This window comes from Sphingomonas folli, from assembly GCF_019429525.1.
Classification (GTDB): Bacteria; Pseudomonadota; Alphaproteobacteria; order Sphingomonadales; family Sphingomonadaceae; genus Sphingomonas; species Sphingomonas folii.
The window spans coordinates 1-13,438 of sequence record NZ_JAHXZL010000001.1 but is presented as its reverse complement, the minus strand read 5'-3'; the positions used below and the strand labels follow the sequence as shown (position 1 = coordinate 13,438).

The 13,438-nt window shown below is 61.4% G+C and carries 11 protein-coding genes and 2 pseudogenes; 6 read left to right on the top strand and 7 right to left on the bottom strand.

Annotated features, from left to right (window positions below):
* Positions 1–238: 238 nt before the first annotated feature.
* A pseudogene (locus KZ813_RS00065) lies at positions 239–574 on the bottom strand (transposase); the annotation flags it as partial.
* 799 nt (positions 575–1,373) lie between these two features.
* Between KZ813_RS00065 and KZ813_RS00060 the strand changes: the two are divergent.
* The 3 genes from KZ813_RS00060 to KZ813_RS00050 all read left to right on the top strand — a co-directional run bounded on the left by KZ813_RS00060 (position 1,374) and on the right by KZ813_RS00050 (position 4,574).
* Entirely contained in the window at positions 1,374–1,835 is a 462-nt protein-coding gene (locus KZ813_RS00060; RefSeq protein ID WP_219752966.1) for a hypothetical protein, read from the top strand.
* A gap of 869 nt (positions 1,836–2,704) precedes the next feature.
* Positions 2,705–3,280 carry a hypothetical protein gene (locus KZ813_RS00055; protein ID WP_219752965.1) on the top strand — a complete coding sequence of 192 codons (576 nt, stop codon included), beginning with the start codon at positions 2,705–2,707 and terminating at the stop codon, positions 3,278–3,280.
* A gap of 976 nt (positions 3,281–4,256) precedes the next feature.
* A complete protein-coding gene (locus tag KZ813_RS00050) occupies positions 4,257–4,574 on the top strand; it encodes a hypothetical protein (RefSeq protein ID WP_219752964.1) in 318 nt (105 codons plus the stop codon).
* Between the two features lie 277 nt (positions 4,575–4,851).
* On the opposite strand, the gene KZ813_RS00045 is transcribed toward KZ813_RS00050, so the two are convergent.
* Positions 4,852–5,877 (bottom strand): IS110 family RNA-guided transposase, encoded by a 1,026-nt coding sequence (locus tag KZ813_RS00045; RefSeq protein ID WP_219752963.1) that lies wholly within the window; start codon positions 5,875–5,877, stop codon positions 4,852–4,854.
* Between the two features lie 431 nt (positions 5,878–6,308).
* Here KZ813_RS00045 and KZ813_RS00040 point away from each other — a divergent pair, with 431 nt between their 5' ends.
* Both KZ813_RS00040 and KZ813_RS00035 read left to right on the top strand, forming a co-directional pair.
* A complete protein-coding gene (locus tag KZ813_RS00040) occupies positions 6,309–8,696 on the top strand; it encodes a DUF5703 domain-containing protein (protein ID WP_219752962.1) in 2,388 nt (795 codons plus the stop codon).
* 221 nt (positions 8,697–8,917) lie between these two features.
* Positions 8,918–9,757: a hypothetical protein gene (locus tag KZ813_RS00035; protein ID WP_219752961.1), complete on the top strand. Its 840-nt coding sequence runs from the start codon at positions 8,918–8,920 to the stop codon at positions 9,755–9,757.
* Between the two features lie 303 nt (positions 9,758–10,060).
* Here KZ813_RS00035 and KZ813_RS00030 read toward each other — a convergent pair whose 3' ends face one another.
* The 3 genes from KZ813_RS00030 to KZ813_RS00020 are packed head-to-tail and all read right to left on the bottom strand — an operon-like array spanning position 10,061 to position 11,724.
* Positions 10,061–10,348 carry a hypothetical protein gene (locus KZ813_RS00030; RefSeq protein WP_219752960.1) on the bottom strand — a complete coding sequence of 96 codons (288 nt, stop codon included), beginning with the start codon at positions 10,346–10,348 and terminating at the stop codon, positions 10,061–10,063.
* A 1-nt stretch (position 10,349) separates the two neighbouring features.
* Positions 10,350–11,339, bottom strand: a complete 990-nt coding sequence (locus KZ813_RS00025; RefSeq protein ID WP_219752959.1) for a caspase family protein — start codon at positions 11,337–11,339, stop codon at positions 10,350–10,352.
* Between the two features lie 13 nt (positions 11,340–11,352).
* Complete coding sequence (locus KZ813_RS00020) at positions 11,353–11,724, bottom strand: TIR domain-containing protein (protein ID WP_219752958.1); 372 nt, start codon at positions 11,722–11,724, stop codon at positions 11,353–11,355.
* Here KZ813_RS00020 and KZ813_RS00015 point away from each other — a divergent pair.
* On the top strand, positions 11,699–12,502 hold the full coding sequence (locus KZ813_RS00015; protein ID WP_219752957.1) for a hypothetical protein: 804 nt from the start codon (positions 11,699–11,701) through the stop codon (positions 12,500–12,502). The two genes, KZ813_RS00020 and KZ813_RS00015, sit on opposite strands and share 26 nt — an antisense overlap.
* A 55-nt stretch (positions 12,503–12,557) precedes the next feature.
* Here KZ813_RS00015 and KZ813_RS00010 read toward each other — a convergent pair whose 3' ends face one another.
* Together KZ813_RS00010 and KZ813_RS00005 are read right to left on the bottom strand one after the other, a co-directional pair.
* Positions 12,558–13,040 (bottom strand): c-type cytochrome, encoded by a 483-nt coding sequence (locus KZ813_RS00010; RefSeq protein ID WP_058733707.1) that lies wholly within the window; start codon positions 13,038–13,040, stop codon positions 12,558–12,560.
* 14 nt (positions 13,041–13,054) lie between these two features.
* Positions 13,055–13,438: pseudogene (locus KZ813_RS00005) on the bottom strand (molybdopterin-dependent oxidoreductase); the annotation flags it as partial.

The following is a 13,438-nucleotide window of genomic DNA, read 5'->3' as shown; positions in this document are numbered from 1 at the left end:
CACGATGTCTGTGGAGGTGGAAGATAGATGGCTTAACGGTCGATTCGGCGGCCCGGCAGCCTGGCTAAGAATGTGGTGCTCGACACCGCGTAGTTTATGAGGCCCGGAGCGCGCGGAACCCATCTTGGCCAAGGCTGGACCTTGAGACCGGATACGTTGATGCAGACCCAGGAAGCTGTCGAACAATCACCCTTGCAGACGGGGCGGGCCATACGTTTTTTGGGCCTGCGGCCGGGGACACGGCCTCGCGGAGGATCTCCGCTTCCATGGTCTTCTTGCCGAGCAGGCGCTGGAGCTCGCTCACCTGGGCCTGCAACGCTCGGTACTCGGACGCGGGCACGACCTCCTCGCCGGCACCAGCTGCGGTCAGCGCGCCCTGCGCCATCAGCCGCCGCCAGGTGAAGAGCTGGCCAGCGCCGATGCCGTGCCGGCGGGCGACCAGCGACACGCTCATGCCCGGCAGGTATGTCTCCTCGACGATCCGGACCTTCCCCTCCAGGGTCCAGCGCCTCCGGCGCTGAACCCCGGAGAGGACCTCACCGTCGTTGTAACGCCTGGTCGTATGCTCCGTCATATGCCTCACTCTTATCCAAGAGCGAGGCCCTGTCAGGTCAATTAGGGGGCCACATCAATAGGACGATCGAGGCGTTGGAAGCGCAGTGCCGCAATCGGCGCGAGCGTTGTTCTGAAGCGAGGCAGGCACAGCTTTGGCTGGAGCGACAGACGGATGACCACTAGGGTGCGCGTCTAGCAGGCTAAACATTCGCTTGCCCCCCCCAAACCTTGCCCATTCGACCGTGGCGCCAGCCGGGCGCACATCGAACGTCTGAGATTGGCAGGAAAGCGACGGGCGGCTCTCCAGATGATAGGAGCGGAAGCGGACCGTTCAGGTTGCGTGGAGGGTCACCGGACCACTGTTAAGTCTTGGTCGGCCGGTCAGAGCATGGTATTTTCCTTGCTTGGCCCGGCATATCCCACAGCATGACCTTCCTGGTCCCCGGAAAGACCTAGGCGCACCGCCTGAGCGGCCTCCCTCGCGAAAAAGCATCCTAAGGTTCCACAACGCCTTGAAGGAGCGACTGTTTAGGAGCGGAGGTGGGTAGCCCGACCCTCAGTCTGCCGATAAGCCAGCCCCCACGTCTCCGATGACAGGTGGAGCAGCGGCAACGCCCGAAGAGTAGCAGATGGCTTGCCACGAGCGCGCCATGGCGTCGAGCGCTAGAATGATCATGTCGGGGCCAATTACGATCCGTAACTAAGAACGTAATTTGACCTCTGACAGGCCGAGTTTGGCAGGTAAGGAGACAGTCCGCTTTCCCGACGGGCGCATCGGTTATAGGCTCGACGTGAGACGAGCTATTGGGAGGGGCAGGATGTTGACGCTGCTGATGGCTTTGGCTGCCGCGACCGGCACCGGAGACCAGATCATCCTGAGCGAGGTGTGCGCGGTTGGTCGTGTTGCCCTTCGAGACCTTCCCGGCTTCAACGCCAACCACGATTTCCGTAGCTACTATGCAAAGCCAGGCGGAAGCCAGCAGGATCTTCTAGACGTTTGCCCATCACTACGCCCGCTCGTTACTCGGCTCTACCCACTGGCCGATAATAGGGCACGCGCCGAAGCTAGCATACACGCTCCCGTTGCAGGGCGAGCCGACTTAACCTCCACTCAGATCTTCTCGATTGCTCCTCCAATCATTTCTCCCGATGGCAAGAGCGCGGTGGTCACGATGCGCTATGAATGCTCTGGTCTTTGCGGAGGTTACACCGAGTTTTCGTACGTCCGAACGCCTGCGGGTTGGCGTCAAGAGAAGGCCAGAGTCACCGCAGTTTCCTAGTCGCATCTACGCACATAGCTGTCCTCTGAACGTCTGATCCTGGCAGGTAAGCGGACCGGCAGGTTTGGAGGCGACGGACGGTGATAAGCCCCTTCGCTACACTCTGTCGCGTTCCGGTGATGGTTCGGAGGAACCAACCGCGAGGCGACCTCGATGGAAACTGCGAAAGTGCTGAGTCGCTCGAGAGTGCGGCCCCGCTCAGCGTCAGCGCGATCCCGCGCGCTTCGCCTTTTACCGCGCAAAAGATGAATATTGGTCCAAAACGGATCCAGCGCCTTGACCGAGTGGATACATGTAGTCAGCATTCCCTATGCTCTCGTTGATTAGCAACGTACGGGTGGCCATTGCGCATTGGAAAGCTGATACACTTACTGGCGGTGCTATCGCTCGCTTTGAGCTGCGTCGTCGCTGTAGCCTATCTGATAAGGAAGGATGAAAGCGGCGATTCGCTCGACGTGCGAGTTGTCGCGGGCTCCACAAGCTCGACAGGGCTTCAGCCTTCAACTGAAAAGGCCGTCGAGTGGGCCGGCTTGGCTTCATCGTTGAGTGTGCACTCCCTGCTAGCTCCACAGGAAAAGGTTTCGCGGGCTAGTTCAGCGCAGATAACCCAATCGGTAGAAGAGGTTTTAAACCGCTTTGTATCGCAATCGGGCCTTCCTCTTGAGTTGGACGCTGCGTCATGTAGTCAATATACCTGTCGCGTAGCCCTAAGAAGTAAGACTAGAATGATTGCTCATGGTGAGCCCTTCTACGCCATCGGAGAAATACCGTACGGCCTCTCAAAGCAGGGCTTACACATCACGAGCGTCGAAACAATATATTCAGAAGGTTTAGAGACCTTCATCCTCAATATAAACCGGAGTTAGTTTATGAACGCTATTGGTTTTGGCTTTGCGGTACTTGCCTTGGTAGGCTTTTCTGCAAATGCGTCGGCCCAACAGGGGTACTCGCCGCCAAACACGTACTTCACGGGAACGGGAAGTATCAACATGAGCAAGAAAGAGCCTGGTAGCATCGCGCAGTACTGGGCGTGCTCGCTTACGATCACGGCTCATACCGGCACTGCATTGAATGGAAAGCCTGATCGCAGTGGTACGATTTTTATCGATAGCCTAAGCACTGCGAATAATAATCCACAAAACTCTTGTGCCGGCGTTCGCTTTGAACCAACCACAATTTCAGCGAAAGATCCTCGCTGTGTCGCTGGTGGCGTCTGCGAACCGTACAAGTCAGGCGTCTTAAATGGACTAGTCGCGTACGTTCCAAACACAAAGTATGGAGGCGAGAGCCAATTCTGCGGCCCCTCGAGTGACAAGGCAACGGTCGAGTTTGAGAATAATGGAACATCGCCATCACGTATCGGCATGTATGGACCATTGCCGACGTGGGGCTGTTACATCCAGATTGTAGTCACTGTTTCTCCAGATATTAACTTTGTTCAGTAATTGACAATTAAGATAAAAGTTGCCTAGCCTCTACAGAGGCAAGAGACTGTTGTGCGATTGCTGCGGCTTCGCGGCGAGGGTGATCATTGACAATTTCAGCCGAAAGCGGTACACGACCTCCATGGTGTTGAGCAACCTACTGTCGGTCACCCTAATTGCGTCCGTTCAGGTCGCCGGGTGGAACACGAATCAACATGACGGTGGAACGAAGGCGCAGGCTGCTGCTCATGCGCCTTCGTTCCCTTACCCGGTTCTACTCCTCCCTGTCGAACGGGACACGCGTAGTCCCCGTGAGCGGTGTGTCGAGATTGAGGAAGCGCGAGCGGGGACGCCGGTAACGGACCTTGCGAAGAACGCCATCGATCTTAAGTGCAGTCAGCGATAGGTAGGCACCAGGTCAAGTAAATTATCTGGGACGAGCTTCTCAGCCCTGCGATCTCGACCGCACTTCTAGTAAGTTGTGATTAGTGGTTGTTTGAACCGCGCCGCCCTCGGTGTAGCGATGCCCTCCCGATCGCTCCTTTTAACCTCGCGCTTCCATTAACGGCAGACGGCAAGCGACATCTTCCAGAAAGACTGTCGCAGGTATTGCACCTCCTGCGCTGATTGCCTCGCCGGTTTAAACGTTGCTCTACAACGTTGAGCCCTTTGAGGCGGCTGGCCAAATACTGCGTCTCCGACTTACATCAGGAACATCGATTGGCCGGTAGTCTGGGCCGGTGAACAGACGTCCGCAATTGGACTCGGGCTTTTGTGCGGGAAGGTGCCATTTTTGGGCGTTTCGGCCCCCTGCCCTCTCGTGCCGAGGACCCAATACCGGTCATCCAGAAGCCCCTGCTCCCTTCTGAACTCCAGCCGCTCGTTCACCTCGCCGCTCAGGCCTTTCGCGCGTTCCGCCCAGCTGTCCGGCTGGCCTGGTTGGCAGGTTAGCGGACGTTGCGCCAAGTGCCCCCTAAGGTAGTCTATACGCATGGATATGGACGAGCTGCGCAGCCGCTTGGCGGCAATCTTAGCCGTTGAGGAAGCAGAGCCTACGGACTGGTTGGAAGTCGAACGGTTGGCGAGCCAGCTTCAACGTGAACTGCCAATCGACGCCACGCCGGAGGCGGTGCATCGCTACCTGGATGATGCCGACATTCGCTCTCGCGACAACTCATACGGGGCGAGGCAGCGACAAGATGTTCGCAGGTATGTCGATCATGGGGAATATGACGACGGCATCCCTGTTCCGTGGTGGGGATGCGCCCTTGTCCTTTTGGGTGCCGCGGGCATCGTTAAGTGGCTGCTGATGTAGCTGCGCAATTGTCCGTGTGTGGACGCCCCGTCGGATACAAGGGGGTGTTCGGAAGATTGGATCGCGCAGGTTCAGGTGCTTCCGTGTGTCCGGCCTGTTGATGCAGCCATCATCACGGCTGCTGGCCTGTATGGAGATCGCGGATCGGGTCCACACCGCTTTTGCGCGCTCGAGGCGCACGGACATTTCACTGGTTTTCCCGACCCCGTCTTCTGACCGTTGCGCCATACCTCTCTACTGACCTTCCTTGCGTCCCTGACGCCTCAAGCCTTGGCGGTCATACCGCCACGGCCGGAGCTCTGTACGATCCGCCGTGCGCCATCAGCGCCCAAACGGTCCTCGCCATTTTGTTCGCGAGCGCGACGGTGATCAGCATGCGTGGCTTGCGAGCCAGCATGCCGGCCAGCCATGCGCCGGCTTTATCAGGACTGCGCGCCGCAACCTTCGTCACCGAACTCGCGCCGATGATCAGAAGCCTGCGCAAGCTACGCTCGCCCATCTTCGTTGTCCGCCCGAGGCGCTCCTTGCCGCCGCTGGAGTGCTGTCGGGGTACGAGGCCGAGCCAAGCCGCGAAGTCACGCCCGCGACGGAAGGTGCTGGCAGCTGGTGCCAGCGCCACCAGCGCCGTTGCAATCACCGGGCCGACACCGGGGATCGTCATCAGCCGCTTTGCCACGGGATCAGCTTTAGCACGGCTCGCGATCTCGCGGTCGAGCAGGGCGATCTGCGTCTGCAGCGCTTCCAGCCCTTGCGCGATCACAACCAGCACGGGTCGCGCTTGAGCCGGGATGTCGGAGGTGGAGTCGCTGACCATCTCGATCAGCTTGCCGACGTGCCCGACCCCCTGACGCACGGTGTAACCGAACTCGGTGAGGTGGCCGCGCAGGGCGTTGATCAGTTGGGTACGTTGACGCACGAGCAGGTCGCGGGTCCGGAACACCACCGCCGATGCCTGTGCCTCCGCGCTCTTGCCTTGGACAAAGCGCATCGTCGGGCGCTGTGCTGCCTCACAGATCGCCTCCGCATCAGCCATGTCGTTCTTCTGCCGTTTGACGAACGGCTTCACGTACGCCGGTGGGATCAGCTTCGTGTCATGCCCAAACGCGGCGATCTCGCGAGCCCAATGATGAGCGCTCGCACATGCCTCCATCGCCACCACGCATCGCGGTAACATCGAGAAGAACGCTAGGACCTGGTCCCGCCGCAGCTTCTTACGGAACACGACCGCTCCGCTCGCATCAGCTCCGTGAACCTGGAAAACCGACTTGGCCAGATCAATGCCGACTGTGCTAACCTCTTCCATGGACGCCTCCTGCAGTGGTGCTTCAACACCTCCACTCTGGCACATCGATGCCGTCAGGGGGCGTCCACCCCAACGCTTTTGGGCGCCTTGTAGCTCCTGCCCTCTCGTGCCCGAGGACCCACTTGCGGTCATTCAGAACCATCTGCTCGCCGCCCAACTCCCGCCGTCCGTTCATCCCGGCGCTCGAGCCCTTCGGGTACTTCCACGCAATAGCGGGCGCCTTTACCCGGATGAACGCGGCGCGCAGCACGCCACCACCTGGCTGCGTGAACGTCTCGGTCAGCCGGGAGCCGCGAGACTCAAGTAAGAGCTGATGGGCGCCCCCCACCCTTCCGACCGATTTGGAAAGGTCGCGCCCTCCACTTAGTTGCCGGAGGATATGCCGTGGCGTCAGTCCTTGCCTCGCCGCTGAACAGCCGCGACACTGCGCCATGGACAAGGCGAAACGCGCGACACTTGCGGGCCTGACGGCAACGGCCGTGGTCGCTCCGGCGCGGCCGGGTGCAGGCGCCGAGCGCCGGAAAGACGATGTCGATCCGCTCGATCGACGCATGGCCGGCTATGATCCCGTGTGGCGCAGCGCCAGCCGCGACGCCGGCGAGTCAATGCCCTGCGGGGCGGGCGATATCGGGCTGAACGTGTGGGTCGAGGGTGACGACGTATTGTTCTACGTCGCCCGCAGTGGCGCTTTCGACGAGACCAACAGCTATCTGAAGCTCGGCCGCGCGCGGCTCCGCTTCGATCCGTCGCCGTTCGGCCGCGGCGCCTCCTTCGAGCAGCGCCTCAGCCTCGTGACGGGCGAGATGGTGGTGACCTGCGGCAATCTCGTCGTCACGCTGTGGGCGGACGTCGCTTCACCAATCGTCCGCGTCGCGGTCGAGAGCAGCGCCGCCGTCGCGATGACGGCCACCTGGGAAAGCTGGCGAACCCACGACCGCGACTATCTGCCGGCCGAGATGTCGATGCACCGCGCCTACGATGGCGCGCCCGTCACCCCACGCCAATATGGCGATGAGGTCGGCTTCGCGGAGGGTGGTGTGCTCAGCCTCCACCACAATCGAGACAACAGCGTCTTCGATTTGCTGGTTGAGCAGCAGGGGCTGGATGAGGTGAAGGATCAGCTGTGGAACCCGCTCGCCGGGCTCGGCTTCGGCGCCTTGTTGCGCGGCGATGGGTTCGTTCCTGCAGGCACGGTGGAGGGACGATATGCCAGCACCGCCTTCATCGGCTGGACGCTCGGCAGCCGCTGCCCGCAGCGCCGGCACGCGCTTCGCCTCTTCTGCCACGTCGCCCAGGCGCCGACGCGCGATGAGTGGGTCGCGGGCCTGCGCCGGCTGGCTATGTCGGATCCGGGCGCGGCAGTGTCTCGCCGGCGCAGCCGGCGATGGTGGCGATCCTTCTGGGAGCGCAGCTGGATCGTGGTCGAGCCCGGCGCCGCTCGGCCAAACAGCCAGCCATGGCGCATTGGGCGCAACTACCAGCTCTTCCGCCACCAGCTTGGCACCAACGCGCGCGGCACGTGGCCGACCAAGTTCAATGGTGGCAATTTCACGGTCGATCCCGAGTTTACCCAGCCCGAGCTGCGCCTCTCGCCCGATTATCGCGCCTGGGGCGGCGGCGAGTTCACCGCGCAGAACCAGCGGCTGGTCCATTGGCCGATGCTGAAGAGCGGCGACGCCGACCTCATGCGACCGCAACTCGACTTCTACCGCCGGCTCCGTCGCACAGCGGAGCTGCGGACGCAGCGTTATTGGGGACACAAGGGCGCATGCTTCGTCGAGCAGATCGAGAATTTCGGCCTCTGCTGCGGGCAGGAGTGGGGCTGGCAGCGGACCTGGAACAAGCCCGCCACGCGCACGCCCGGGGTCGAGGACAGCGCCTTTGTCGATTATCTCTGGGACACCGTCCTCGAATTCTGCCTGATGATGCTCGAGGTCGGCCGTTTCACCGGCGTAGATGTGTCGGGCGACCTCGCGTTCGTCGACAGCTGCCTCACCTTCTTCGACGAGCATTATCGGCGGGAGCACGCGCGCATCACCGGGTCCGAGCTGAGCGCCGACGGCAAACTGGTCCTTTTTCCGGGCACCGCGTGCGAGACCTACAAGAACACGCTGAATTCGACGGTCACCATCGCCGGCCTGGACGCGGTTCTGGCCGCCCTGCTCGCCTTGCCCGAGCGGATGCTCGGCACGGCGATTCGCGCGCGCTACGCTGCCCTGCGCGCGACCTTGCCGAAGCTCCCGACCCGCCGCATGAGTGGCCGTCAGGTGATCGCGCCCGCTGCGCTATGGGACCGTATTCAGAACGTCGAAATCCCGCAGCTGTACCCGGTTTTCCCATACCATCGCTTCGGCGTCGGCCTGCCCAACCTTCAACTCGCGGTCGACACCTGGCACCATGGCGTCGACACGGCTGCGCAGAAGGACATCAAGAGCTGGCACCAGGACGCGATCTTCTGCGCCCGCCTTGGCCTGACCGACGAGGCCGCCAAGCTCACCGCGCGCAAGATGGAGGATTCCGGCCGCCGCTATTCGACCTTCTGGGGTCCCGGTCACGACTGGGCGCCGGATCATAACTGGGGTGGGTCGGGGATGATCGGTCTACAGGAGATGCTGATGCAGACGCCTGGCGACTCGATCCACCTCTTCCCCGCCTGGCCACGCGAGTGGGACGTCGACTTTCGCCTTCACGCGCCGCACGGCACCCGCGTCGATGCCACCCTGCAAGCGGGCCGGTTGGTCGCGCTGTTGGTTGAACCCCCTGCCGCCCAGTCGCGAGTGGTGCTGCCGGCATGGGCGAACGGACTTGAGCTTAGCTAAGCGCAGCTATGCGGCTGGCTTGATCGGGCAGGTTTGCGGACCGGCCGCTTTCGAGTGAGGCAGCGCTCATAGCTAACGTTGGCTTACGCCGCCCACCGTCTCGATTGGCATGGTGATTTGGGATGCTTCGGCAGGGGGCGAGCCGAACAATCGCGAAGCCGACCGGCAAACCTGCTACCGGTCGCTGCCAGATTGGATTGCCACATCAGGAGCATGAAACGGTGTTCTTCATTCCCTTCTTTGCCGCAGCTGCCGCCACGTCAGTCTGTAGCCCAGTCCTCGGATTTGAAGATGCTGTTGCAGCAACGCGAGCCAAATGGGTCGTGTCGGGGGAGACGCACGGCACAAATGAGATGCCGGCCATGTTCGCGAACCTCGTTTGCCTGGCGTCCCGTTCCGCTCCCGTGATTGTCGCTGTCGAGCAGCCTGAGGAAGATCAAACCGCGATTGACACTTATTTCAGCTCAAACGGCGGCAAAGAAGCTGAAGCGGCGTTTCTGCATGCAACGATGTGGCGCTCGGGCCAGCCGGACAGTGTTCTCGACGGGCGATCAAGCCAGGCGATGTTCAACCTGTTCCGAACTTTGTGGAAACTGCATAAGCAAGGTCGCATTCAGCGCGTGATCGCATTCCAGGCAAGCCTTGAGTTCAAGGACGGCGCGTTCCGGATGCCATGGCTGGACCACAAGCCGATCGATCAGGTTGAGTACGAGAAACGCATGGCCGCATTGATCCGGGGGGGTGGTGAGGACGCAAGCAGAGTGCTTGTCCTAACCGGCTCCGCCCATGCTCGCCTAAAACCAATGGAGCAGTTTCAGACGCTTCAGCCAATGGCATCGTTTTTGCCGCGACGTGAAATCCTGACACTTCTCCTGACCTCGACCGGCAGGGGTAACGCCTGGAACTGCACGGAGGCTGGTTGCGGAGTGCATGAGATTGAAGAGGCAACTCAGCCGAAACGCGAGGTTATTTTGCAGAACGATCCAAGCCAGCCCTACTCAGGAACTTTGTTCCTTGGGGGCCCGCTCACAGCTTCGCTACCTCAACGGACTGCCCAGTAGCTCCCTCATCGCGCAGACGAGGCGCCCGAGGCATTCCGATTGGGATCGGAAATCGGGAATGCGGCGACCTTCTCAATAGCCGTATTACGGGGACGCCGGAGCGGTGGAAGCACCCGGCATCACGGCTGAAGCTCGCCTATGATGGGGTCGGCTCCGACTGAGGGCGAGATGACACCCTAAGCGTCGGCGTCTTTCGGCCAGAGGTATTCGCCGGTGAGCAGGATATGCGCCCACCCGAGGGGCGAGCAGGTGGTCCGGCGTATCCAGCCCCTCAGAGATATGCCAGACAAATGATGCGCCCGGTCATGCCGGTGAGCCGTCTGAACGTAAAGCATCCTCGATAATGGGCAGGTAACGCTCGACCTGCTCCCTGTCGCTTTCCTGCTCGTCGGAGGAAAGATCGGCATAGTCGGTTGCAATCTGCTTTTCCCAGCGCGCGACGAGGTCGGCGGGGATCAGCAGCGAGCCATCTTCCTGCCTGGCTGCCTTGCCGTGCATATAACGCTGCCAGTGCGACCACCGCTCATGCTCGATTGCGGCGAGACGATCGACCAAGGTTTTGCGAGTATCGGCGTCGAAGGGATTGGTCATGTTAGATCAGCCCGCTTTCAACGAGACTCCGATAATGCTGTCCCAATACGGTCAGCTCGCACGCTTTGCTGCCCATCGCGGCATGCCACATATGCGGGGCGTCGACGGGGCGAACGAGATTTACCTTAACGTAGCGCTGAAGGACCGCGAAGACGGCGGTCTTCTCCGGGTCGGGCGGCGGAAGGGACGCATCCTTCTTCTGCTCCTCAGAACGCTCGGGCTCGAACGTCGGATTGAGGGGGAGTTGATAGGTTGCGGTCGGGAAGTGCTTGGCGATCGCCTGAAGATCGGTCAGCGCGATGGGCGGCGCCGCCTTGCGCAGCGATACGAAGGTCTTGACGTTCGTCTTGAACACCGGACGCTGCTTCCACGGCCCAAGTGACTGATCAATGTGCGCGTAAACGCTGCCGGGGGTAACATCACCCAGCAGGTTGGCAGCCGCACCGCCGAGCGCATCGACGAACAAGCTAGTGAACACGCCGGCACCGCCGCCTTCGACCTCCATCGCGTATTGCTCGGCGGTCGAAGCAGTCAGGATTGTCATCCCATCGCGGATTTCGGCGGCCGGATGGGTGGGGCGCTCCCCGGCCGCGCCGCTGTGGCAGCTATCGAGGATGATGATCTTGTTCTTCGCGGCGGACTTTGCAGCGAGCGTCATGATATCTGAAAGCGGAACACCATCATCGCCGCTACGGCTATCACTGGTGCAGAGATAGCCGCCAGTGTCCTCGATGAAGCCATGCCCGGCGAAATAGAACAGGGCGATGTCTGCATCGTCGGCGTAAAGCTCGCGCACGGCTGCCTTCAGCTCGTCCCGATCGACCAGATCGCTTGGGCCGGTTCCGGTCAGGAGCTTGGGTGTTGCGAAGTTGACGGTGCCATCGGCGTGGCGTTCCAACATGGTCTTCACCGAATGCGCATCGTTGACGCATCCGTTGAGGTTACTGATCTTCTCGTAATGGTCGATGCCGACGATTAGGGCCTTGCGCACCGTCGCCTCCGGCTCAGAGTGAATCGATGAAGCTGGTGATGTTGGCGTCGCTCCATACGACCGTCGCCACGCCATCGATCGACGAACGATCATCCTTGTAGGCGTAGATGCCGCGGATCGGCTTCTTCTCTTCCTTGGCGCAGGAGATTTCCCACTTCTGGCCGGTGGACGCCGCCGAGTTCTTGCTGACCAGCACGATCACGCCATCGGACCGCTTGATCCGGGTGCGGACGCGATCCTTCCAGTCCTTGTCGTAGGGCTCCTTCACCGACATATCGATAAACTCGAAAGGCTGGCGGGAGTGAAGCGACTGACCCTTGAGGAAGTCACGCTGGCGTTCGTCCTCGATAGCGAACGCTATGAAGAGTACCTTCTTGTCGGCCATTTCGAATATCCTCCATTATGGTTCTAAATCTTCAATGAATCAGCGCTCGCCAGATGATGTGAAACATGAGCTGCAAGCTCTGGATCAAGCACACGCTCAGAACGAAGCAGCTCGCGACAGCTTTGTAGCGCTTGCGCACACGGCCTTGTTTGCTGCGTCTGTCTCATTTGTAGGGAGCGCGGTGCCACTTTCCAAGGCGGTCTGGATCAGTGCGTTGATCGCTGGATGGACCCTCGACGTCGTAGGGCTGCTCGCGCTTACGATCAGTTTCGTGACAGCGCGAAAGGCGATCGACTCGCGCCGGGCCGCGCTCTATGCCGAAACGCCACCAATTGCCGTTTGGTCCGATCGGCTGAACAGCCTTGCGCTCTGGTCATTCCCCGCCGCCCTTCTATGTTTGTTCTCATTCGTTACGGCAAATGTGATCCACACAAATGAGCAACCGCCCAAGTCCTCCTCCTCCGCCAAGCCCGTCAAGCGGGTCGAGGGGCATATCGCCCCCGCCGCGCGCGCCCTTGCCCCCCGGCGGGGCGTCACAGCCGCAAACCGGGGTGGTCCCGGCACCGCGAGCACCGGTTGCTCCGCCCCCGCCCCCGCCGCCGCCGGAACCCACGAGGAAATAGGGCAGGGAGACCTACGCAGAGATGTGCCAAGCGGCACACCCGGTCAGCACTCACCAACCCGGGCGGCTGACAGCCCAAAGATCATGCAGTCCGCTTCGGGTGTCATTCCGCCCTCAGCCGGAACCGACCCCACCCCACAGAGGAACGACCAGTGAGACGGCCGGGGCTTTCCCATTGGGATGGTATTTCGGGATTATGGAAGTAGATCGGTTAGCCGGTTCCACCTGAGACATCAGGAGCCACTTTGGGGTCCGGGTCCTGCGCCTTGCCGGTCGCGGGTGCCACCTTCTGGCTCGGCATAGCGGTGAGATAAGCAACGATCGCATCGACGTCCTTCTCGGCCACTGGCGCCTTATACACCTCACGCATCTTGGTGACGGTCGCCTTCCACTGATCCGCCGATAGCGCAGGCTGGGTCAGCGCCATGCTGGCTGAGTGGCACGAGGTGCAATTGGCATTGATGACGTCGGCGTGCGGACCGTCGGGGTAGGTCGCGTCGTCGGCCGGCAGGTCGACGCTGGTCGAGGCAAGCGAGAAGCCGCGCGCTGACACGCTGGCGGCCGGTGCCGGCTCAGACATCTCGGAGATCGGAACGGGCGCCTTGCGGCTGCTCGGCGCGCCGATCGAGACGAGGATGATGCCGGTCAGGCCGATCAGGCCAGCAGCCATCACGCCGGGAGACGGAGTCTTCATGATTTGCTCGCTCCTCAGGCCGCGATGATGGTGGTGGTTTCAATGTTGCCGCGCATGAACCCGCCGGGATTCCAGATCGGCTTCATCGGCTGAGCGACACCGTTGGTGTTCCAGCAGCGCACCATGATGGGGTTAGGCCCGCGTCTCAGCGGCACCCGCCCGTCCCAGCGCCGGAAGCTGTACCTGCCCTCGTCCGCTCCGAGCGTCGTCCTGTACCAGGTGCGGCCACCGTCCGACGACACATCGACCTTGGCGACGCCGCAATCGCCGCCCATTGCGATGCCGCCGACCGGGATCGACGCTTCATAGGCGATCGCCTGACCATCGGGCAGGCTGGTCATCCAGCTACGCGGGATCATGCGATTGATCGGTACGGTCGGGAAGTCCTTGGCACCGGG